The sequence below is a fragment of the Sphingobium sp. PNB genome (assembly GCF_019873065.1).
GTDB lineage: Bacteria > Pseudomonadota > Alphaproteobacteria > Sphingomonadales > Sphingomonadaceae > Sphingobium > Sphingobium fuliginis.
Map to the genome: position 1 here is coordinate 1 of NZ_JAINEZ010000015.1, position 19,455 is coordinate 19,455.

27 protein-coding genes and 1 pseudogene are annotated in these 19,455 nt (G+C 65.1%); 11 read left to right on the forward strand and 17 right to left on the reverse strand.

Annotated features, from left to right (window positions below; translation table 11 throughout):
• Window positions 1-84: 84 nt before the first annotated feature.
• Together K7W03_RS07420 and K7W03_RS07425 are read right to left on the reverse strand one after the other, a co-directional pair.
• Window positions 85-585, reverse strand: coding sequence for a spore coat U domain-containing protein (locus tag K7W03_RS07420; protein ID WP_082166166.1), 501 nt, complete (start codon window positions 583-585; stop codon window positions 85-87).
• Between the two features lie 159 nt (window positions 586-744).
• Window positions 745-1,038, reverse strand: coding sequence for a hypothetical protein (locus tag K7W03_RS07425; RefSeq protein ID WP_222885897.1), 294 nt, complete (start codon window positions 1,036-1,038; stop codon window positions 745-747).
• A gap of 481 nt (window positions 1,039-1,519) precedes the next feature.
• Here K7W03_RS07425 and K7W03_RS07430 point away from each other — a divergent pair, with 481 nt between their 5' ends.
• Window positions 1,520-2,206 carry a spermidine synthase gene (locus K7W03_RS07430; RefSeq protein WP_373278215.1) on the forward strand — a complete coding sequence of 229 codons (687 nt, stop codon included), beginning with the start codon at window positions 1,520-1,522 and terminating at the stop codon, window positions 2,204-2,206.
• 101 nt (window positions 2,207-2,307) lie between these two features.
• Here the strand turns inward: K7W03_RS07430 and K7W03_RS07435 are convergent, their stop codons facing one another.
• Genes K7W03_RS07435 through K7W03_RS07445 form a run of 3 tightly spaced genes read right to left on the reverse strand, consistent with a single transcriptional unit; the run spans window position 2,308 to window position 2,935 of the window.
• Entirely contained in the window at window positions 2,308-2,478 is a 171-nt protein-coding gene (locus K7W03_RS07435; RefSeq protein ID WP_162195972.1) for a hypothetical protein, read from the reverse strand.
• 2 nt (window positions 2,479-2,480) lie between these two features.
• The gene (locus tag K7W03_RS07440) at window positions 2,481-2,723 is read right to left on the reverse strand and encodes a hypothetical protein (protein WP_025547548.1); all 243 of its coding nucleotides are present in this window, start codon (window positions 2,721-2,723) and stop codon (window positions 2,481-2,483) included.
• The gene (locus K7W03_RS07445) at window positions 2,720-2,935 is read right to left on the reverse strand and encodes a hypothetical protein (protein ID WP_044662696.1); all 216 of its coding nucleotides are present in this window, start codon (window positions 2,933-2,935) and stop codon (window positions 2,720-2,722) included. The genes K7W03_RS07440 and K7W03_RS07445 overlap by 4 nt, the downstream gene beginning before the upstream one ends.
• A gap of 401 nt (window positions 2,936-3,336) precedes the next feature.
• Here K7W03_RS07445 and K7W03_RS07450 point away from each other — a divergent pair, with 401 nt between their 5' ends.
• Together K7W03_RS07450 and K7W03_RS07455 are read left to right on the forward strand one after the other, a co-directional pair.
• On the forward strand, window positions 3,337-4,032 hold the full coding sequence (locus K7W03_RS07450; protein WP_044662695.1) for a CDP-alcohol phosphatidyltransferase family protein: 696 nt from the start codon (window positions 3,337-3,339) through the stop codon (window positions 4,030-4,032).
• Window positions 4,033-4,074: 42 nt separating this feature from the next.
• Window positions 4,075-4,257 (forward strand): hypothetical protein, encoded by a 183-nt coding sequence (locus K7W03_RS07455; RefSeq protein WP_025547543.1) that lies wholly within the window; start codon window positions 4,075-4,077, stop codon window positions 4,255-4,257.
• A 24-nt stretch (window positions 4,258-4,281) separates the two neighbouring features.
• Here K7W03_RS07455 and K7W03_RS07460 read toward each other — a convergent pair whose 3' ends face one another.
• Together K7W03_RS07460 and K7W03_RS07465 are read right to left on the reverse strand one after the other, a co-directional pair.
• Window positions 4,282-4,650 carry a response regulator gene (locus tag K7W03_RS07460; protein WP_044662694.1) on the reverse strand — a complete coding sequence of 123 codons (369 nt, stop codon included), beginning with the start codon at window positions 4,648-4,650 and terminating at the stop codon, window positions 4,282-4,284.
• Entirely contained in the window at window positions 4,647-6,422 is a 1,776-nt protein-coding gene (locus K7W03_RS07465; RefSeq protein WP_222885898.1) for a sensor histidine kinase, read from the reverse strand. The genes K7W03_RS07460 and K7W03_RS07465 overlap by 4 nt, the downstream gene beginning before the upstream one ends.
• Window positions 6,423-6,541: 119 nt before the next feature.
• Between K7W03_RS07465 and K7W03_RS07470 the strand changes: the two genes are divergently transcribed.
• Window positions 6,542-7,549, forward strand: coding sequence for a chemotaxis protein CheB (locus K7W03_RS07470; protein WP_222885899.1), 1,008 nt, complete (start codon window positions 6,542-6,544; stop codon window positions 7,547-7,549).
• A gap of 43 nt (window positions 7,550-7,592) precedes the next feature.
• On the opposite strand, the pseudogene K7W03_RS28310 reads toward K7W03_RS07470, so the two are convergent.
• From K7W03_RS28310 to K7W03_RS07480, 3 genes and pseudogenes are all read right to left on the reverse strand, one after another.
• Window positions 7,593-8,120, reverse strand: a pseudogene (locus tag K7W03_RS28310) (chemotaxis protein CheB); the annotation flags it as partial.
• 11 nt (window positions 8,121-8,131) lie between these two features.
• Window positions 8,132-10,372, reverse strand: a complete 2,241-nt coding sequence (locus K7W03_RS07475) for a CheR family methyltransferase (RefSeq protein ID WP_222885900.1) — start codon at window positions 10,370-10,372, stop codon at window positions 8,132-8,134.
• Between the two features lie 114 nt (window positions 10,373-10,486).
• Window positions 10,487-10,987: a hypothetical protein gene (locus tag K7W03_RS07480; RefSeq protein ID WP_222885901.1), complete on the reverse strand. Its 501-nt coding sequence runs from the start codon at window positions 10,985-10,987 to the stop codon at window positions 10,487-10,489.
• Between the two features lie 388 nt (window positions 10,988-11,375).
• Here K7W03_RS07480 and K7W03_RS07485 point away from each other — a divergent pair, with 388 nt between their 5' ends.
• Genes K7W03_RS07485 through K7W03_RS07500 form a run of 4 tightly spaced genes read left to right on the forward strand, consistent with a single transcriptional unit; the run spans window position 11,376 to window position 13,928 of the window.
• Complete coding sequence (locus tag K7W03_RS07485) at window positions 11,376-11,666, forward strand: hypothetical protein (protein WP_044662692.1); 291 nt, start codon at window positions 11,376-11,378, stop codon at window positions 11,664-11,666.
• A 12-nt stretch (window positions 11,667-11,678) separates the two neighbouring features.
• Window positions 11,679-12,650 carry a manganese catalase family protein gene (locus K7W03_RS07490; protein WP_044662691.1) on the forward strand — a complete coding sequence of 324 codons (972 nt, stop codon included), beginning with the start codon at window positions 11,679-11,681 and terminating at the stop codon, window positions 12,648-12,650.
• A gap of 1 nt (window position 12,651) precedes the next feature.
• Entirely contained in the window at window positions 12,652-13,164 is a 513-nt protein-coding gene (locus K7W03_RS07495) for a ferritin-like domain-containing protein (RefSeq protein ID WP_222885902.1), read from the forward strand.
• Window positions 13,161-13,928 (forward strand): ZIP family metal transporter, encoded by a 768-nt coding sequence (locus K7W03_RS07500; protein WP_222885903.1) that lies wholly within the window; start codon window positions 13,161-13,163, stop codon window positions 13,926-13,928. The genes K7W03_RS07495 and K7W03_RS07500 overlap by 4 nt, the downstream gene beginning before the upstream one ends.
• Before the next feature lie 6 nt (window positions 13,929-13,934).
• On the opposite strand, the gene K7W03_RS07505 is transcribed toward K7W03_RS07500, so the two are convergent.
• From K7W03_RS07505 to K7W03_RS07515, 3 genes are all read right to left on the reverse strand, one after another.
• Entirely contained in the window at window positions 13,935-14,117 is a 183-nt protein-coding gene (locus tag K7W03_RS07505) for a hypothetical protein (protein WP_222885904.1), read from the reverse strand.
• A 194-nt stretch (window positions 14,118-14,311) separates the two neighbouring features.
• On the reverse strand, window positions 14,312-14,533 hold the full coding sequence (locus tag K7W03_RS07510; protein ID WP_025550130.1) for a hypothetical protein: 222 nt from the start codon (window positions 14,531-14,533) through the stop codon (window positions 14,312-14,314).
• A 16-nt stretch (window positions 14,534-14,549) separates the two neighbouring features.
• Window positions 14,550-14,738: a hypothetical protein gene (locus tag K7W03_RS07515; RefSeq protein ID WP_222885905.1), complete on the reverse strand. Its 189-nt coding sequence runs from the start codon at window positions 14,736-14,738 to the stop codon at window positions 14,550-14,552.
• Between the two features lie 228 nt (window positions 14,739-14,966).
• Between K7W03_RS07515 and K7W03_RS07520 the strand changes: the two genes are divergently transcribed.
• A complete protein-coding gene (locus K7W03_RS07520) occupies window positions 14,967-15,191 on the forward strand; it encodes a hypothetical protein (protein WP_025550128.1) in 225 nt (74 codons plus the stop codon).
• Window positions 15,188-15,829, forward strand: a complete 642-nt coding sequence (locus tag K7W03_RS07525) for a DUF4142 domain-containing protein (RefSeq protein ID WP_222885906.1) — start codon at window positions 15,188-15,190, stop codon at window positions 15,827-15,829. The genes K7W03_RS07520 and K7W03_RS07525 overlap by 4 nt, the downstream gene beginning before the upstream one ends.
• Window positions 15,830-15,983: 154 nt before the next feature.
• Here K7W03_RS07525 and K7W03_RS07530 read toward each other — a convergent pair whose 3' ends face one another.
• Window positions 15,984-16,163, reverse strand: coding sequence for a hypothetical protein (locus K7W03_RS07530; protein WP_222885907.1), 180 nt, complete (start codon window positions 16,161-16,163; stop codon window positions 15,984-15,986).
• Window positions 16,164-16,299: 136 nt separating this feature from the next.
• Entirely contained in the window at window positions 16,300-17,208 is a 909-nt protein-coding gene (locus K7W03_RS07535; protein WP_222885908.1) for a dimethylarginine dimethylaminohydrolase family protein, read from the reverse strand.
• Window positions 17,209-17,417: 209 nt separating this feature from the next.
• On the opposite strand from K7W03_RS07535, the gene K7W03_RS07540 reads away from it, so the two are divergent.
• The gene (locus K7W03_RS07540; protein WP_103000423.1) at window positions 17,418-17,828 is read left to right on the forward strand and encodes a low affinity iron permease family protein; all 411 of its coding nucleotides are present in this window, start codon (window positions 17,418-17,420) and stop codon (window positions 17,826-17,828) included.
• A gap of 6 nt (window positions 17,829-17,834) precedes the next feature.
• On the opposite strand, the gene K7W03_RS07545 is transcribed toward K7W03_RS07540, so the two are convergent.
• On the reverse strand, window positions 17,835-18,872 hold the full coding sequence (locus K7W03_RS07545; protein WP_222885909.1) for a PAS domain S-box protein: 1,038 nt from the start codon (window positions 18,870-18,872) through the stop codon (window positions 17,835-17,837).
• Window positions 18,873-19,010: 138 nt separating this feature from the next.
• On the reverse strand, window positions 19,011-19,406 hold the full coding sequence (locus tag K7W03_RS07550; RefSeq protein ID WP_044662681.1) for a DUF6766 family protein: 396 nt from the start codon (window positions 19,404-19,406) through the stop codon (window positions 19,011-19,013).
• Between the last annotated feature and the right edge of the window lie 49 nt (window positions 19,407-19,455).

Sequence of the window (19,455 nt, forward strand, 5' to 3'; positions counted from 1 at the left end):
GCCCCGCCGCCTGCACGGGCGGTGCAGAGAGCATCGCCGCCGCTGCCGCAACGCTTGCATATCCCCTGTTCATCTTTTCGCGCTTCAGTAGTTGACGGTTACGGTGACCGTATCGGCATAGCCGCCCGCCGGCACATTCTGGCTTGGCGGGATGCGGCCATAGACGGTGAGCGTGCTGGGCAGCACCGGTGCGGTGGTGGCCGGCGGCGTGTCGGTGCCCGGCGTGTTGCCCCAATTGTTCGTGCGCGTCGTCTCCCGGAAGAGGCCATAGTTGAGGAGGTTGGCGCCGTTGACCATCTTCCGGCTGGTGACGGTGGCGCCGCTCGACGTGCCCGCGTTCAGGCCGACGGTGAAGGACGTGCCGACCGTGCACAGCACCGAAAGCGTGGTCGTGGCATCGAGCGGCGTGGCCGATGTGGGATCGTAGTTTCCGAAGCTGAGGGGGTTCGCCGTCACGGCGCAGGCGGTGAGGACGGTCGCCGTCACCGGGAATGTCGTCGTCGTCTGCGCCGCCTGCGCGGCGTCCGGCAAAGCCATTCCGAATATCAGCAGCCCGGCCAGATGGCCTTTGCCATACCGCTTCATGCGCATCTCCTGTAACGCATCCTGCGCCCTGTTCTGGCTATAGGCGCATCCATGAGCATCGCGGGCGACCGGCTGCAGCATGTCTGTCCCGATGCCGGTCGTCGCGAGGGAGGAAACGGCGGAAGGCGCGAAGTTGTTCCGATTATTCCGAGGCTTAGGTTAAAATGATACCTCGATATAGCGGGCGGCGGCAGGGGATGCGCCTTGCCCCGCGTGCGCCGGTTCCGCGCCATCGCCGGGAGCGGGTGAAGTCGTGGCCTTTCCGGCCATATATATCCGGGGGCGCTGGCCGGATATGCAATCCACCCGCAGGCCCTCCACGGTGCATGGGGCCACGACCACGGCGCCGACGGCCATGCGCTGCTTCGCTTCGGCGGCATGGACGCTTCCGGTTGAGCCAAGTGCAAGCATGGCCAGAGCCGTGGCAGATTTCATCGGGCTATGGATGGGCATGTCGTTCCTTCCTCCCTATAGACGACCGGGCAGATCGTCCATTAAGCCTGTATCGACATTCAGCCCTGACAGCCTGCAAATGACGCCCGTTCGCGCTTCCGGCGCTGCCCATGCCTTAAATACGCGTCGTTCAGGGGAGGCACGTCACTCATTGGAGGATCACGAAAAACCGGCATTTTCGGCTCGTCCTCTTCTGAATGTCGATGCGGGCCGCCGGCGATCTTCGGGGCCGCATGCGCAGCGGCCTTGCAAAGGGAAGGCAGGCGGGGCATTGCACGGCGTCACCGCGCAATGGACGCCATGCTGGTTTACGTCGCGATTGATCTTGAAATGCGACAGGAACGGCATGGATCGCAACGACGCCTCGCCAAAGCGGCCCCACCGCCAGCGGCCGCCCGGCCATGAGCCGCAGGGCAGGCCGGCCGGGATCATCGGACAAGGGCAATCCCCCGCCGCCCGCCGAGGCCGCCCGCCGATAGAAATGGTGGATGTCGCGGACATTCCCGGCGGCGGCCAGCTGCACCTGCTCAAATGCGGCAAGGAATATTCCATCCAGTTCGGTCGCGACGAGTTGATGGGCAGTCAGGACCATGTTTCGGAAATGGCGCTGGCCACGCTGACGAGCGAGCGTCTCGACAGGAAGGACGGTCATGTCCTGGTGGGGGGACTGGGCATGGGCTTCACGCTGGACGCCGTGCTGGGTTCCTGGACCTGCGACGCGCTGGTGACGGTCGCGGAACTGGTGCCGCAGATACTGGTGTGGGCCAAGGGGCCGCTGGCGCATCTGTTCAGGGACAATCTCGCGGACCCGCGCGTCAGCGTTCGGGTCGTCGACGTCTATGACATCATCATGGAGGGGCCGGATCGGTTCGACGCCATCCTGCTGGATGTCGACAACGGTCCGGACGGCTTCATCACGTCGCGCAACGACCGGCTCTATTCGCATGCCGGACTCTCCGCCGCCTATGACGCCTTGCGGCCGGGCGGGCTGTTGTCCGTCTGGTCCTCCTATTCCGACGATTGCTTCGCGGGGCGGCTGGAGGAATCGGGTTTCGACGTCGATGAGATCGTCCTGCCGGCCTATATCGGCAGCACGGAACGCTGGCACAATATCTGGTTTGCCGCCAAGCCGGGCCCGGCCATCCGGAAAGCAGCCGCTTCGCGCTGAAAGCGGCTCAGTCTTCCTATTTTCAGTCGGATTTAATCTACCGTCGTTCACCCAGCATATAATATTGGCGCATGCAGGGACAAATATTCGGCTGTATTCCGCTATCGATGGCGTGATGTCGCCTCTTCCTCTTCCCGGCGCAGAACGGAGATGATCTTGGCATAGGCCCTTGCCTGCTCTTCATGCCTCGTCCGCTCCACCGGGCAGATGGCCAGATCGGCATGATTCAATTCGGCCTTTCTGCGACGGTCGAGATAATCGAACTGGCTCATGACTATTTCCATCGTGCCGGCGGCGTCCATTGTCTGGCCATGTGCGACGCCGATCGCGTGACGCTGCCCTCGATCAGCCTGTCCTTCATCAGGACGCGGAAGGCGTCCGCGTCCCGCGGATCGAGCAGGACGACCCGCGCCCCGCCCGAAACCAGTTCCTCCAGCGCGGATATGCGGAAGGCGTGCTTCGTGCACATCGTCTTGATGCTGTCCGGCGTGGCGCGGACGTTGACGACCCTGCTCATGCCGCGCCGCCCTCCACATTGAAGGGAAAGGGGTTGAAGGGCGCCGAACCGTCCGCCCGCCTGGAACGATAGGGATGGGGGTGATGGCGGATCCGCGCCGCATATCCCTGCGCGAGCCGTTCGTGAACGCGGCCGGCCTCCGGACTGTGCGCCGTCCGGGCGCGCAGCAGTTCTTCCTGTTCGCGCTTGAGCAGATAGTTCAGGTCTTCCATGACGAGGCTCCTCGGCTGGCAAGCGGGAGCACGATGGTCTCTCTGTCACGGCGAATGCTTGCGGCAAATTTCGCGCAATAAAGGAGCTGTAGCACAAGGGTCCGCTCCCGTCTCGCGCGAAAGTCGTGCAAGTTCCAAAAACTTCTGTTCGGGTCATGCAGAGGATGCTACCAGCAGTCATCGGGTTTCCGCTTCGCACGATCCGACAGAGAGACTTGCGTGCTCCCGCGCAGAGGGAGCATGTCGTGCAGGAAGATTGTCTTTCCTTTCAGGTCGCGCCGGTCGTATCGGTCGTCGTGCCGATCCTTCCGGGACGGTGCATCTTCGGACGGAGCGGCTGATGCCGCGAATATGACGGCGCTGCGGCGCTCCCGTTGTTCCAGACTGTTATCCAAGGCCCCATGACGATCCAGCCCCCATCTCCCCCATCGCTCTCCCGAATCCAGCAGAACTGGCTTGCCGCGAACGAGCGGCGGTTGCTTGGCTGGCTGTGCGGCCGGATGCCCGCCTGGGTCACGCCGGACCGGTTGACGGCGACCGGAATGGTCGGCGCGCTGATGATATTCGCCGGCTATGCCGCCAGCAACGTCGCGTCGGCCTGGCTGCTGTTGGCGATTGCGGGCTATGCGGTGCAGTGGTTCGGTGACTCCATGGACGGCAGCCTGGCGCGGTATCGGCGGATCGAGCGACCGTCCTACGGTTATTTCATCGATCATAGCTGCGATGGGCTGGCGACGCTGCTCATCCTTGCCGGGATCGGCCTCAGCCCGTTCGTGACGATGGATGTCGCGCTGATCGCGCTGGCGGGTTATCTGCTGCTGTCGATCCATGCCTTTCTGTCCGCGCGGGTATTGGGGGAATTGAAGCTTTCCTATCTTTCCGCCGGGCCGACCGAACTCAGGCTGCTGCTGATCGGACTGACGGTCATGATGATGGTGCTGGGGTCCGGTCCGGGTCTGTTCGGGCGCTGGTCGGGCTTCGACCTCTTCGTCGGGACGGCCGGTTCGATCCTGATCCTTCTTTTCATCGGCCAGACCCTGGTCACGGGCAGAAGGCTCGCTCTGGCGGAAACGGCGCATCGCCATGCTTCCAAATGAGGCCCGGATCGATGCGGGGGCGCTCATCATCGGGAGACAATCATGACCGTGCGCCTCGCCCATTTCGCCATAGAGGCCGACGGCGAAAGCTATCGGTTGCGCCTGACGCTGGAGGACGGTTCGATCCTGGTGGTCGGGGCGTCCTTCGATCAACTCGACCGATTGGGCGAAGAGATAGACCGACGTCTGGACGCCGACCAGGACCTGTTGCCGCCCGACCTCTGAAGCAGCCGATCATCGGGATCTGCCCTAGGGCAGAAGCGATTTCAGCGCGCTGCGCAAGCGGTCGGGCCTGAACGGCTTCACCAGGCGCGGCACGTCCGCGAAGCGGGCGGGGATGGTCCATCCGTCATAGCCCGTGGCGAAGGCGAAGGGGATGCGCTGTTCCACCAGCGCGTCGGCGACGGGAAACGCCATGTCGCCGCACAGATTGACGTCGAGCACGGCCAGGTCGATCCGCGTTCCGGACCCGATCAGGGACAGCGCGTCCGCGACGCGCGGCACCGGCCCCAGGATCACGGCATTGTCCTGTTCCAGGGCCTCGGCAATATCGGCGGCGATGAGATATTCATCCTCTGCGATCAATATGCGGCAATCCTGCAGCGCAGCTTCGGTCATCTTCCACCGCCTTCACTATCCTCAGAGGGGACGCGCACGTCGATCGTGCAATGAACGCCGTCGGTTTCCGCGGCGTAGCTGGTTTGCGCATTGAGCTGATAGGGCAAGGCGCGTTCGATCAGTTCCCGGCCATAGCCGCCGCCCTTCGGCTCCGCACCGGGGGCGGGCAGTTCGGACACGCCGCGCTCGCGCCAGTCGACGAACAGCCGGCATTCGCCCGGCGCGGGCCTGCGGATGTCCCAGCGGACCTCCAGCCGGCCGGCGGGTTGCGACAGCGCGCCATATTTCACCGCGTTGGTCGCCAGTACGTGCAGGGCGAGCGCGAGCGTCTGAACCGTCGCCGATTTCAGCGATATGCCGGCCGGCCCGGTAAGCGTCACATGCTCGCCCCTGCCGTCTGCATCCAGCGGGACATGGGCGGACAATTCCTCCCGCAGCAGGGCGTCGAACGTGACCCGCAGCCCGCCCTTGCGGCGGGATAGCAGTCCCTGGACGCGGGCCAGAGCATCCAACCGGTCCCTGATGCACTGGGCGAAATGATCGAGCGAATGGCTGCCCTTCAGCGTGCGCGCCGTGACCGACTGGACCACCGCCATCAGGTTGCGCGTGCGGTGCTGAAGTTCCCCCACCAGCACTTCCTGATGCGCCTGCAACTGGACGATGTCGTCGACATCGGTCGACGTTCCCAGCCATTCGAGCAAGCTGCTCTCGCTGGAGCGCACGGGCACGCCGCGGGTACGGAAATGGCGGTAGCGCCGGTCCTGCGCGTTGAATATCCGCCCTTCGATCTCCAGGCTGCCGGTCTGTTGCGCCCGGGTCCATGCCGCCATGGCATGATCCCGGTCGTCGGGATGGAGCATCTCCAGCCAGCCGAGCGACCGGCTGGCCTTTTCGCTCTGGCCGGTGAAGGCGCTCCATTGCGGGCTGGACCAGGTCCACTGGCCGCTGTCCACGGCGCGCCAGACGAGCTGGGGCATGCCCTCGATCAGCGTGCGGAACCGCAACTCGCTGCGTTGAAGCGCCTCCATGGCGGTGCGCTGCTCATGCATGTCGGTGGCGGCGGCGAACCAGGCGAGGATCGTGCCGTTCGCGTCGCGCATCGGTTCGGCGCGGATCAGGAACCAGCGATAATCGCCCTGCGCGTCGCGAATGCGGTGCTGTTCCTGATAGACGGTGCCCGCCGCCATCGCCTGCGCCCAGGCCGCGAGGGAGGAGGCGCGGTCCAGCGGATGCAGCGCATTGGCCCAGCCTTCTTCCTTCAGTTCCTCCTCATCCCAGCCGGTATAGTCGCACCAGCGCTGGTTGAACCAGTTGGCATGGCCGGTGGCGTCGCTGCGCCAGAGGAGGTCGGGCACGAGGTCCGCGATCGTGCGCAGGGAGTTTTCGGTCGCGCGCAACGTGTCGTTGATCTCCTGGATCTGGCGAGTGCGTTCCTCGACGCGGCTGTCCAGTTCGTGATTGGCCTGTTGCAGGCTGCTGTTGGCGACTTCCAGTTCCTCCGTCAGAACCTGCAATTCCTCGAAGGCGACGCGCAGCTCCTCTTCGGCCTGCCCCTGTTCGACGGACGGCAGGGAAGGGGGCGCCGGCGGCGGCGCCGAGCGGGCGGCCTGAAGGTCCTTCGACAATTGGGTCACGCGGCGGCTCAGCCGGTCGCGATCCTCCATCAGGCGCGCATTCTCCTCCAGCGCGGATTCGAGGGACGTGCGCAACTGTTCGACTTCGTCGAGCAGCCTGGCGCTGATCTGCCCCGGAGCTTCAGCCTTCTTGCCCATGATTTTCCCTGTTGCGTCACCCCGATAACGCGCCCGCGGGGGAATTGGGTCTAAAATAAGTTGGTTCCGTCTGAACCTTTTTGTCGGCGCGCTTCGTTGCCCCCCTGGAGAAGCGCAGCATGCCCAGCAGGGACATTATCGTGATCGGGGCATCGGCGGGGGGAGTGGATGCCCTGCGCCGGCTCTGTGCCGCGCTGCCCGCCGATCTTCGCGCCTCGCTGTTCATCGCCCAGCATCTTTCGCCTTCGGCGCGCAGCGTGCTGCCGCAATTGCTCGACAGGGCCGGGCCCTTGCCTGCTCTGTCCCCGGTGGACGGACAGGCGATCGAGCCGGGGCGCATCTATGTGTGCGCGCCCGACATGCATCTGCTGCTGCGTCCCGGCAGGATATTGATGCGGCGCGGTCCCTATGAGAACCGCACGCGGCCGGCGGTGAACGCCCTGTTCCGATCGGCGGCGATCCATTATGGCGGGCGCGTGACCGGCATCGTGCTGACCGGCCTGCTGGACGACGGGACCGATGGGCTGATCGCGGTCAAGGCGGCCGGCGGGCTTTCGGTCGTGCAGGACCCCGCCGACGCGGAATGGCCGTCCATGCCGCGCAATGCGCTGAAGCGCGATCATGTCGACCATGCGCTTGCCCTGGACCATATGCCCGACCTGCTCGCGCGGCTGGTGCGGGAGGAAGCGGGGCCGACCATACCCCTGCCCGAGGAATATCTGATCGAGGACCGCATTGCCGCACAGGAGTTTGCCGTGGCCGAACCGCAGATCGTCACGCCGGGTGAGCCCAGCCACCTGTCCTGCCCCGATTGCGGGGGCGTGCTGAACCATATCGAGACTGAGGATGAAGTCCGCTTCCGCTGCCAGGTCGGCCATGCCTTCACGCCGCTGGGACTGGCGGCGGCGCAGAATGACGAGCTGGAGCGGGCGCTGGCGATTGCGGTGCGGACGCATCGGGATCGCATCCGGCTGTTCGAACAGATGCAGGACAGCGCGGAGAAACGGGGCCTGGCGCATGCGGTCCGGCGCTGGACGGAGGCTTCGCGGGAAAGCGGGCATATGATCGAGGTGCTGGAAGAGGCGATGACGAGCCTGCGCAAGGCGTCGAACGAAGCGGAGGGTTGAGCCCGTCCGGCGGCCGGCCGTAATGGAGCAGCAGCGCGCTCATCTCTGCAAGGGGGCAGACATGGTCCACCGGCGCGCAGGCGATGGCCCGTTGCGGCATGGAAGGAGCGACCGCCTCCGCCGGGTCCTGCACGATCGCGATGCCGCCGCCCTGCTTGATCGCCAGCAGACCCGCCGAACCGTCCTGCAGCTTCCCGGTCAGCACGATGCCGACGACGCGTGGGCCGTAGGCGGCGGCGGAGGATCGGAACAGCGGGTCGATGGCGGGCCTGCTGAAATTCTCCTTGTCGCCATGGGCCAGCCTGACGCGGCCGCCCTCCACCGTCATGTGCAGGTCGGGCGGGGCGACGTAGATATGTCCGGCCAGTATCTCCTCGCCATCGGCGGGCTGGCCGGCGGGCAGCTTGCCAGCGCGGTTCAATATGTCCGCGAGCCGGCTGACGCCGGTGCCGACATGCAGTACGATGAGCATGGCCGCGTCCATCCCGGCGGGAAGCTGCGCCACCAGCCGGACGAGCGCATCGACGCCGCCAGTGGAGGCGCCGACGACGATGATGTCATGGCCGGCCATATGCCGCCTTTCTATTCGAGCGCGGCGGACAGTTCGCGCTCGCTCCTGTCATATACCATGGCGACGAGGATGGGCGGCGTTTCTTCGGAAAAATATTGCAGGCGCAGGTCGACGGGCAGACTGCCGCCTTCCCCGAACCGCATCGCCGTCTGGAGCGGCAGCTCCGGCAGTTCGCCGCCCAGCAGCGGGGCGAGGATGGCGTGCAGGTCGTCGGCGGATATGTCCGGCAGCAGGTCGGGCAGGGCCATGCGCGAAAGCTGGTGGGCGTTGAAGCCCAGCTTCTTCTGCGCGCTGTCGTTCACCAGCAGGAAGCGCAGATTATCGGGGTCCAGAAAGTAGATCTGATTGGCCGCGCCGCCCAGCACGCGGCCAAGATACCGGGTGTAATCCTCGCTGTTGCGTTCGTCGGTAATGTCCTGGAAGACGAGCACCAGCCCGTGATTCGCGCCGGTTTCGTCCATCAGGCCGGTAATGCGTATCCGGCAGATGATGCGGCGTCCGCGTCGGTCCAGCCCCTCGAGCTGGCGCTCGGTCTGCTCCTCCGACCCCGACTGGACCGCGATCATGCTGTCGCGCAACTGTTGGACGGGCAGGCCGATGTCCAGCCTGTCGAAACTGGTGCCGAGCACCTCCTCCGCGCGCAGGCCCCAGCTGTTTTCGCTCCAGCGGTTCCAGCTCTGGATGAAATGGCGCGGGTCGAGCACGACGATGCCCGCATTCATCGAGCGCAGCACCGATTCCAGATGGAGGCGGTACCCCGCGGCCTGTTCGGCCTGTATGCGCAGTTCCTCGTTGACCGACTCCATCTCCTCATTGGAGGAGCGGGCTTCCTCGTTCAGCGTTTCCAGTTCCTCATTGGTGGACTGGAGTTCCTCATTGGTGGTCTCCAGCTCCTCATTGGTGGACTGAAGCTCCTCATTGGTGGTTTCCAGTTCTTCATTGGCGGACTGGAGTTCCTCGATCGACTGTTCGAGATTTTCCTGCGCCGCCTCCAGTTCCCGCCGCAAGCCGTGAATGCCGGTATGGTCGTGGAAAGCGAGCAGGATGGCATGCACGCTGCCGTCCGCGCGCTGGAGCGGGCGGACGTCGATGGTGAGCCGCATCACCTCCGTCTGGTTGAGCCGATATTCCTGGTCCTCCAGCCGCAGGCCCCTGCGGCCGCGGAACGCCTCGTCAATCGGGCCGCGCAATTCTATGGGACGGTAGGAAATGGGCAGGTCCTGGAACGGCCGGCCAAGATCGGCCTCGCCCACGCCCAGCAGGTTGCGGGCCGGAAGATTGGCGAGCGCCACCGCGCCGCTGTCGTCGATCACCAGCAGGGCGGTGCCGACCTCGTCGATCACGGCTTCCAGCAGGTGGACGTCGGGCAGGGGCATGTCGAGCCGGGTCGGGCGGTTGGCGGTGAAGCTGCCGTTCAGGGGGCGGCGCCATTCCTGGGGCACCTTGGCGAAAATGCGGTGCTTCATGTCGACGGGCCGGAACAGCGAGGATCGCGCAAGCTGCGTTTCCGCCTTGCCCAGGAACAGGAAACCGTCGGGGTTCAGCGCATAATGCAGGCGCGGCAGCACGATCGACTGGGTTTCGGCCTCCAGATAGATCAGCAGGTTGCGGCAGGTGAGCAGGTCGATGCGCGAGATGGGCGCGTCATGCACGACATTGTGGCGGCCGAAGATCACGCATTTGCGCAATTCACGCTCGAACACATAATGATTGCTGGTACGCTCGAAATATTTTTCGAGCAGATGGCCGGGCACGCTTTCGACCTCCCGGGGCGAATAGGTGGCGACCCGCGCCACCTTCAGCGCTTCCTCGTCCAGATCTGTCGCATATATCTTCACGCGCCGGCAGAAGTCGCCCATGCCCATCGCCTCGGCCAGCAGCATGGCGATGGAATAGGGTTCCTCGCCGCTGGCGCAGCCCACGCTCCAGACCCGGATCGCGCGGTCGTCCTCCGCATTTTTGAGGATTTCCGGGATCACCTCGTCGCGGATCACGTTCCACGCATCCTCGTCGCGGAAGAAGGAGGTGACGTTGATCAGCACGGTGTTGAGCAATTCCTCATATTCGCTGGGCTGCGCCTCCAGGCAGGTACGGTAGGCTGCGAAATCCTCCGCGCCGACCGCCTCCATCCGCAGGGCGATGCGCCGCCGCAGGCTGGTGCGCTTGTAGCCGCGGAAGTCCAGTCCCCGACTCTCCTGAATGTGGCGCAGCAGGGCTTCGAACTCGGGATCGGGGACGGCTCTTTCGACCATTGAACTCTTTCGGCTCCGCAACAGGATTGCCCTTGCTATGCCCGAATGGCGCCGCCGTCCATGCCGCTTGCCTGCGAAGCCGAAATATCAAGGGGTTGCCGGGCCGCAACAGGGTCAATCGTCCGTTTCCGCGACGCCGTTGCGATTGTCGTCTTCCCCCACCTTGCGGCCGCCCAGATGGCCGGTGCCGTGATAGCCGATCTCCGTCTGCCCGCCATGGCCCATGCGGCTGCCGAAGTCGTTCTTCGACTTCCTGCGCCCGTGCGGATAGGGGGCGCCGGCGCTTTCCCCGCCGGGACTCGTCGCGGACATGTCGAGATCGCTGACCCCGTCCGGATGGGAGCGCCTGCCGCCTTCCTGCCGCGGCTGCATGCGCCTGTCTTCGCTATCGCCATCGTCGTGGGCGGACGCCATGTCCGCGCCGCCCGCCTCGACGAAGGCGGTGCCGGATATGTCCTCCACCTCCGCTTTCACGCCCCCGATCCGGCGCCGCCTTGGACCTTTTCCAGCCGGTTCGTCGGCGGCGCGTTCGCCGCGCCAGCCCTGTTCGGGCGGCGCTGCGTCGTCCCTGATGGGCGATCCTTGCCCTTGCAGAAATGCATTGCGGTCGTTCATCGCGCGTCTTCCTGAAAATATCCGCTTTCAAAAGCAACGCATCGGGTGGAGGGGCGATCCGCGCAGGACGATAAACTGGATCAGCTTCGGACGGTCTTTTCCATGGCGCGGCGTTCGCCACCGGAAGCGCAGCCGGAACCCGGTTGCCGGTCCTTCATCGGAAATCCTGCCGGGTGGGGACGGAAGTTTCCAGGCTTCTGCTTCCGCTACTTTCATGATACGGGCCGCCATGATTGTCGATCCGGAATGGTTCTGGATCGCAGTCGAAGTTTTCCGGCGGAAATATCGTAGATCGGTTCGCTGTAAACTGCATTAGCGTTCCATCGCGGATCGCGGAACGCTTGCTCCCGGTGAGGCTTAACTGTCCTTGTTCGATGTGGGAGCAATCATGAGCAGGGTAAATAGAAGCGCCAGGGCAACGGCAAGATTGCTCGTCGGTGCGGCCATAGAGGCGGCGGGGATCGCGGCCCTGTGCATCCTGCTCCATGTCTGGCTGACCGGCGCGCCGCTTCGGCGGGAGGCGGTCATGGCGGCGGTGCTGGGCGCCGGGGCCATGGTTCTGATCGCCGGGGGTGTGCTGGCCTGCGTCCGCCATATCCTGCACGGCGAATTCAAACCCGGCGGAGCCAGCGCCCGCACCCATCATCCCGACATATTTTCATCCGGCAGCGGAGTCTGAGGAGACCATTCCATGTTCATGCATAATAAGCGGCTTCAATATACGGTCAGGGTTTCGGAAACCAATCCGGCGCTCGCTTCGCTTCTTCTGGAACAATTTGGCGGACCGGACGGAGAACTGGCGGCGGCCATGCGCTATTTCACCCAAGGTCTTGCCGAGGACGATCCCGGCCGGAAGGACATGCTGCTGGACATTGCGACCGAGGAACTCAGTCACCTGGAAGTGATCGGATCGATCGTCGCCATGCTGAACAAGGGCGCGAAGTCGGCCTTGACCGAAGCGTCGATGGAGGAGGCGGAACTCTACATGTCGCTGAATGCGGGCGGCAACAGCCATACCCAGTCGATCCTCTATGGCGGCGGGCCTTCGCTCACCAACAGTTCGGGCGTTCCATGGACGGCCGCCTATGTCGACAGCCGCGGCGACCCGACCTGCGACCTGCGGTCCAACATCGCGGCGGAAAGCAGGGCCAAGATCATCTACGAACGGCTGATCAACATCACCGACGATCCGGGCGTCAAGGATGCGCTGGGTTTCCTGATGACGCGGGAGGTTTCGCACCAGAAGAGCTTCGAGAAGGCGCTCTATTCGATCAAGGACAATTTCCCCGCCGGCAAGCTGCCCGGCCTTGCTCCCTATGCCAACCTCTATGTCAACGCCTCCCAGGGGGAGGGCGATGCGGTCGGCCCCTGGAATACGGGCGAGCAATGGGAACGGCTGGACGATGTCGAGGGCAAGCTGCCGGTCGATGGCGGCGACGGCCAGGCCTCGGTCACGCTCCGCGAGCAGGAGATGCAGGATTTCGCGGCCATGACCGGCCGGCTGCAGTCCGATCCCAACGCCAATCCGGTGACAGGCGCGGACCTGGGCGGCGGGCCAGGCGCGGGCAAGTTGAGCGACGAGGATCTGGGCGGGGCGAGCGACATGGCCGACGCCCGGTCGCAGGCCGCCGCCAAGAGCCCCCTCCAGTCCGACGGGGAGTGAGATGGACCAGGACACCGTCCGGCACATGTTCATCGTCGGTCTGCGCGACGCCCATGCCGTCGAGCATCAGGCGCTGGGCATCATGGACCGGCAGATCGAGCATCTCGCCCAATATACCGAGGTCGAGGCGCGGCTTCGCAGCCACAGGGGCGAAACCGAACGCCAGATAGAACGGCTGGAGGGCATATTGGACGCGCTGGGCGACAGTCCGTCGGCCATCAAGGACGCGGCGCTGAAGTTCGGGGGCAGCGTTGCTGCGCTGTCCCACGCGCTGGCGCCGGACGAGGTCATCAAGAACAGCCTCGCCAACTATGCGTTCGAAAATTATGAGGCGGCGGCCTACAAGGCCCTGATCGCCATGGCCAGGGCGGGCGGGTTCGAAGCGGCCATTCCCGTGCTGGAGGAAAGCCTGCGCGAAGAACTGGCGATGGCCACGTTCCTGGACGAGATGCTGCCCAGGGTGATCGACAGGTTCCTCGCGCTGCGCAGCCGGGGAGAGCAGGCCAGCCATTGAGCATCGACCTGTCGCCGGTTCTGGCCGGCACGATTGCAAGCCTGCTGGCAGGCGCGGCGACCGGCTTGGGCGGATTGCCCATATTGGGCATCGGCCGGTCGGCGGCGCGCTGTCAGGGCGTGATGCTGGGATTTGCGGCGGGCGTGATGCTCGCCGCTTCCTTCTTCTCTCTGATCGTGCCCGCCATCGGCATATTGGACCGGCAGGGCATCGGCTCCTGGCCGGCGGCGGCCATGATTGCCGCGGCGGTTCTGGTCGGCGGGGCGCTGCTGCTGGCCCTCGGCCGCTTTTCCGTCGAGCGTTTCACCAGTGAGGAGGGGCTGGACCGGACGGGCCATCGCATCTGGCTGCTGGTCGCGGCGATCACGCTGCATAACGCGCCGGAGGGGCTGGCGGTCGGCGTCAGCTTCGCGCGGGATGCGGGGGGAGAGGGCTACGCCACGGCCCTGGGCATCGGAATCCAGAACATACCCGAAGGTTTCGCCGTGGGCAGCGCGTTGGCGTTGCGCTATCCGCCGTTCCTGGCCTTTGCCGGGGCGCTGGCCTCGGGGCTGGTGGAACCGGTATTCGGCGCGCTGGGCGCGACGCTGGTGCATCGCTTCGCCATGCTGTTGCCGATCGCCCTGTGCCTTGCGGCTGGGGCGATGATCAGCGTCGTGATGAGCCAGATCGCCCCTGAACTTGGCGAGGACGGGCATGCCGCCCAGGGAAGCCTGCTGATCGGGCTTGCGGTGATGACCTGCCTCGACGTCGCGCTCGGTTGAGGGCGCTCAGCGGCCCGGCGACCGCAGCGTGAGCGCTGCGGGATAGAGAAGCGCCATGCCGCAAACGGCCAGCAGGACGATGAGCATCAGCATGGCCATGAACGCCCCGACCCGGCGACGACGCAGCGCGACGAGGATGCCGGTCAATCCCGCCAGCGCGACCGCCGCGACGATGGCTATGGTGATCATGCCGCCTGCCTGCCCGACTTGATCATGCCGGGAATCGGGTGTTTCGCGACCAGCCTGCGCCGTCGTTCATCCTTGTTGATCATGCTGCGCCTTGTCATGCTGCTTTGTCGCAAATCTTCCGATGAAGGAAGAAGTCCCCAACACAGATGAATCCGTGAATCCGGAGGCGATTTCTTCCCCATTCATGGATCGCGCTAACCGCGCAGTTCGCCTTCTTCCGAGAGGGCGGCGATGACGCGGGCGGCCTTGGCCACGCCCTCCGCCCTGCACTGTTCGCGCGCTTCCGACGCGATGCTCTGCGCGTCCTGGGTGGTGATCAGGCCCTTTTCCACCAACCTGCCGACCAGCGCGGCCACCCATTGGACGCCGGCGGTGGCGATGTCTCCGTCGGTCAGGGCTTCATCCTCGATCGTCATGGTGTCTCTCTCCTCTTCAGCTCATGTGCGTCGTCGTCAGAACCGACGGATAGACCAGGATGACGGAGGCGGCCGCCAATATGAGGATCGCCGCCGCGAGGGCGCCGCCCCGGCTCAACCGGCCCCTGTGCAGACCGTAGAGCACGACGCCCAGAAGCCCGGCCGCCACGAGGACGATGATCGCCGTCAAACCTGTCACCGACATGGGCCGTATCCGATCGCGATGTGTCGCGCCCCATCCTCAGGATGGCGGCGCACGGGATGGGGGAAAGCCTTTATACGCGGCCCGTGGGCAGGGGGTTCCCGGGCCGGCGGACGGCCGCGCCGCAAAAGGGGAAAAGCGCGCCCGCGCTAACATAGGGTTATCGCACGGACGCTGCCCTTCGGCCTGCCGGGCGTTGTCGCCGCAGCAGCCCCGCAGAAGGAGAACCTCATGCTTTGTCCCAGCATGCCCCGCCCCATATCGACCGCCCTGATCCTGATGGCGTCCTCCGCCTTGCTTTGCGCCTGCAGCCCCGCCGCGCAGAATGAGAATGGCAGGGTGCCCGGCGGAACGAACCAGCAGGAGGCGATCAATGCCGCTGGCGACATGGGTGGCGCGAACGCCATGCCGGGCATCGGCGCTCCGGGCGCGGCCGGCAATGGAACGCAGCCATGACCGGCGGCCGTTCGTTCCGGCCGGGACTGCCCGCCTGCCTCGCCATGCTGGCCCTTTCCGCCTGCAACCAGACCGATGGCGCGTCCGAACGGGGACCGGCCAATGGCAGCGCCACGGTGGCCAAGCATTATGAAGGGCCGAAGCCCGAGGGCGTCTCCCGCCCTGACGAGGCGGTGACCACCACCTTCTACATTCCGCAGGCCGCGATCGGCGACATGTATGAGATAGAGGCGGGCAAGATCGCCATGGTGCGTGCCCGCGCGCCCGAGGTGAAGGCCTTTGCGCGGAAGATGGTCTCCGACCACCAGAAGAGCAGCGAGCGGCTCAGGCGCTTCGTTGCGGACAATCCGGTCAACATCGCCATCCCGCAGAATATCGATGCGCGCCGCCGGGCGATGCTGGGCGCCCTCAACGGTTCGGGCGACCGGGAATTCGACAGCGTCTATGTCGGCCAGCAGGCGGCGGCGCATCTGGAGGCCTTCAACCTGCAGAGCAGCTATGCCCGGCGGGGCGATTATCCCGCGCTGAAGAAGATGGCCGGGGAGATGGTCCCGGTGATCGCGGCGCATCGCAGGGAGGCGGAGGCGCTGGACGCCAGCTTCGGTCCGGCCGCCAGGCCGGTTCCGGCCGGGCAATGACCTGCGGAAATGCCCGGATGGCACAGCCGGAATGCCCAGGGCCGTCGCCTGTTTCTACCGGCGCGAACTGGATGCCGACCGGCGCCGCTGTACGCCCGACGCCGGAAACGCAAAAGCATCATTTGCAGGCCGCCAGACCTGAATGCCGATCGCCCTAGCGGTCGTCCTTTACGCTGGCCGCTTTCCCGTCTTCCTTCTTCTTGCCGGGACTGGCGCTGCCGCTGCCGCGTGCGTTATTGCCGCCGCCGCGGCCCGTGCCGGTGCTTCCATGAGCGCCATCGCCGCCCTTCTTCGTGACCGCGCCCGGATTTCCGCCTGCACCTTTTTGCGCCATTCCTGCCTCCTGATAGGATCGAAGGATCAACGGAGCGGCGCTTGCGGCGTTCCGGACGCCGGCCCCTTTCATGCGCTGGCGCTAACCCAGATGAACGACTTCGGGAAAGGACCGTCTGGGGTCTTTTCGCGCCCGCCTAGCCGGCCGTCCGCCGGAGGGGCATGGTCATGCAATGGATGCCGCCTCCACAGGCGGCGAATTGCGACACGTCCAGCGCGATGCCTTGAAATCCCGCCGCGCTGATCCGGGCGGCGACGTCGTCATGCCCTGCGCCCATCAGGATCGTCCGGCCGTCGATGGAGAGGATATTGCAGCCCAGGCCACGCGCCTCCTTGTAGGAAACGGGCAGCAGCGTGATGCCGCGCGCCTCCACGGCTGCGAGGAAGCCATCGTCGAGAACGTCGACGCAGGCCAGTGCATGATGGGCGTCGAGCATGCAGAATTGCGTGTCGAGATGGAGGAAATGCGGATCGAAGGGGTAGCGGAGAATGTCCCAGCCATTGGCGGCAAAGGGCTCCGCAAAGGCATGGGCGCCCGCCTCGTCCGTCCGCTCGCCGGATATGCCCAGGATCAGCAGCCCGCGCCGCGCCAGGCAGATGTCGCCGCCCTCTATCCTGCCCTCGCGGATGCGCCGGACGGGGCGGGCACCGAGGCGAGACAAGGCCTGCGCCACATGGTCCGCTTCCCGCGCGCGATGCGGCATGGCGGGATTCAACGCGACAAGGCCCCAAGGCGTCGCCACGCCCGTATCGCGGGTGAAGCAGAGGTCCGGCAGATCGGCATGCGCCGCCAAAAGATGGCACCGCACCTGATGATCGGCCAATGCCCCGCGCAGGGCGCGATGTTGCCGTTCGGCCTTGTCGACCGAAACCGCCAGTCCCTTGCGCAGGCTTTCGCGCGTTACCGAACAGCAGGGAACCGGCTCCAGATGGGAAGGCGCGCAAAGCAGCACGTCGGTCAGCCTGTCGCTTTCCCCTTCCACGAAAAAATCGCGGATGATGGTGGCGCCCGCTCCGCCGTCTTCGCCGTGCCAGTCCAGTTTCATGCCTGCGCTCCGTGCCGCCTTGCTTCCTTCGCGTTCAACGCATCCGCCTTGCGACTGTATCCCGGCAATCTTCCCGCGACGGTCGAAGCATTGCGCCGCTCCTCGCCCGGAAAATCGACGGCCCGCCGGCACTATCATAAGTTAATGTCGGCGGTTCGGTTCGCACCTATCCTTTCCGATGGGGGCCATATTGTCGCAGGCGCAAAATAATGGATCGAATTTTCACCAACATCGCCACCAGCAGTGCACGCCTCATGGGACAGCCCCAGGCCTTCATCATATCCACCTTGCTGATCCTCCTCTGGGCTGTGTCGGGGCCATTTCTCCATTTCTCCGATACCTGGCAGTTGATCGTGAACACCGCCACGACGGTGCTGACCTTCCTCGCCGTCTTCCTGATCCAGAACAGCCAGAACCGCGACGGCGCGGCCATGCAGGCGAAACTGGACGAGATCATCCGGGCCCTGGACAAGGCGCGCGTGGAATTTGTCGGCATCGAACATCTGACGGATGCGCAGATCGCCGCCATCCGCGACGCGCTGGAACGCGACATCAAGGACAAGTCGGGCCGCGAAGGGTCGGCCGCCCCCACGGTCGAACGCTTGCTCAAGCGGTATTGAGCGCCGCTATTGGCTGAGACGGCTCAGCCTGAACCGGATCTCTATCGTCAGGCCGGCATCCTTCCACAACCGGACGAGGGTGCCGCCCGTTCCCCTGAGCGACGCCTGCTCCAGCGCCGTTCCGAAGCCTTCGCGATCCGGCACCCGGTCCAGGGCGGGGCCGCCGCATTCCACCCACTGGATGAGCGCATCGTCATCCTGGATGCTGACGGTGACGTCCAACCGGCCGTCCGGCGTCGAGAGCGCGCCATATTTGGCGGCATTGGTCGCCAGTTCGTGCAACAGCAGCGCAACCGACGTCAACGCGCCGCCGCCGATGGTCAGGTCCGTGCCCTTCACGAATATGCGCTTGCGCTCATCCGCCAGTTCATGGGGCGCGACGATGGCCTCCAGCAGCGAGAACAGGGTCGTGGCGGTTCCCGCCGTCCCCTCATTGTCCACATCGGGCAAGGTAAGCTGGTGCGCGGCGGCGAGCGCCATCAGCCGCGCCGTCAGATCGCGCGTCAGTTCCCCGACATCCTTCGCTCCGCGCGCACTCAGCGCCACCAGCCCGGTGGCCAGCGCGAAGAGGTTCTTGACGCGGTGGCGCATCTCCTTGAGCAGCAGGGTCTGTTGCGCGGCTGCGCGTTTCTGCGCCGTGATGTCGCGCGCGATCTTGGATGCCCCCAATATCTGCTCCGCCGCATTGCGGACGGGGGAAACCGTCAGCGATATTGCGATGAGCGTGCCGTCCTTGCGCCGGCGAACCGTCTCGAAATGATCGATCCGCTCTCCCGCCCTCAGGCGCGCGAGGATATGATCTTCCTCATGCAGGCGGTCTTCGGGAATGACGATCGTCACCGGCCTGCCGATCGCTTCCTCGGCGGAATAGCCGAACAGGCGGCTGGCGCCCCCGTTCCATGTCGTGATGATGCCGTCCAGCGTCTTGCTCAGAATGGCGTCGTCGGAATTTTCAACGATGGCGGCCAGCCAGGCGCCGGCATCGATCTCTGATTTTCCGTCCGAACCGCCTGCCGCCCTGGCTGTAGCTGGTATATCCGACAATCCTGCTTCCTTGCGTGCCCCCATTCGGGGGCGATGGCGTTGACTGGCCGCTTATAATGGCGCGAGGCCTCCATGCACTAAAGCAGGTTAAGCCCTGCTGCCCTGGAGGGCCTGTGATGCGGGTGAGGCGGGTGGCCTTCAGCCTGTGAAATGGCCGTGCGGCTTTGCGTGGCCATGGGTTCGGAGGTAGCGATCGTCCAGTTCCGCGATCAGCGCATCCGCCTTCTCCCCGCCTTGCAGTTTCAGCAGCGCGTCGATCTTGGCCTCCATCCGATCATCATTCTCCTTCGACGCGGGGGAGCCGACATATAGGAAATAGGCAAGGCCGACGACCTGCCAGATCAGTTGCAGGAATTCCGATTGCCAGTTCTCGAAAGTGTCGCGGCCCATTTCCACGGCATATTGTGTGAATTCGGCGGCCTGCCCATGTTGTCGCGCGTCGTCCACATAGGCGAGCCATCCGAACGCCCAGTGACCGACGATGGAAACCAGGAAGAATATCGCCGTGATCCATCCATAGGCATATCGTTTCATGAAGGCCGCTTCCCTGCATCATCTTCCACGTGGAAGATGAAACGCCCGG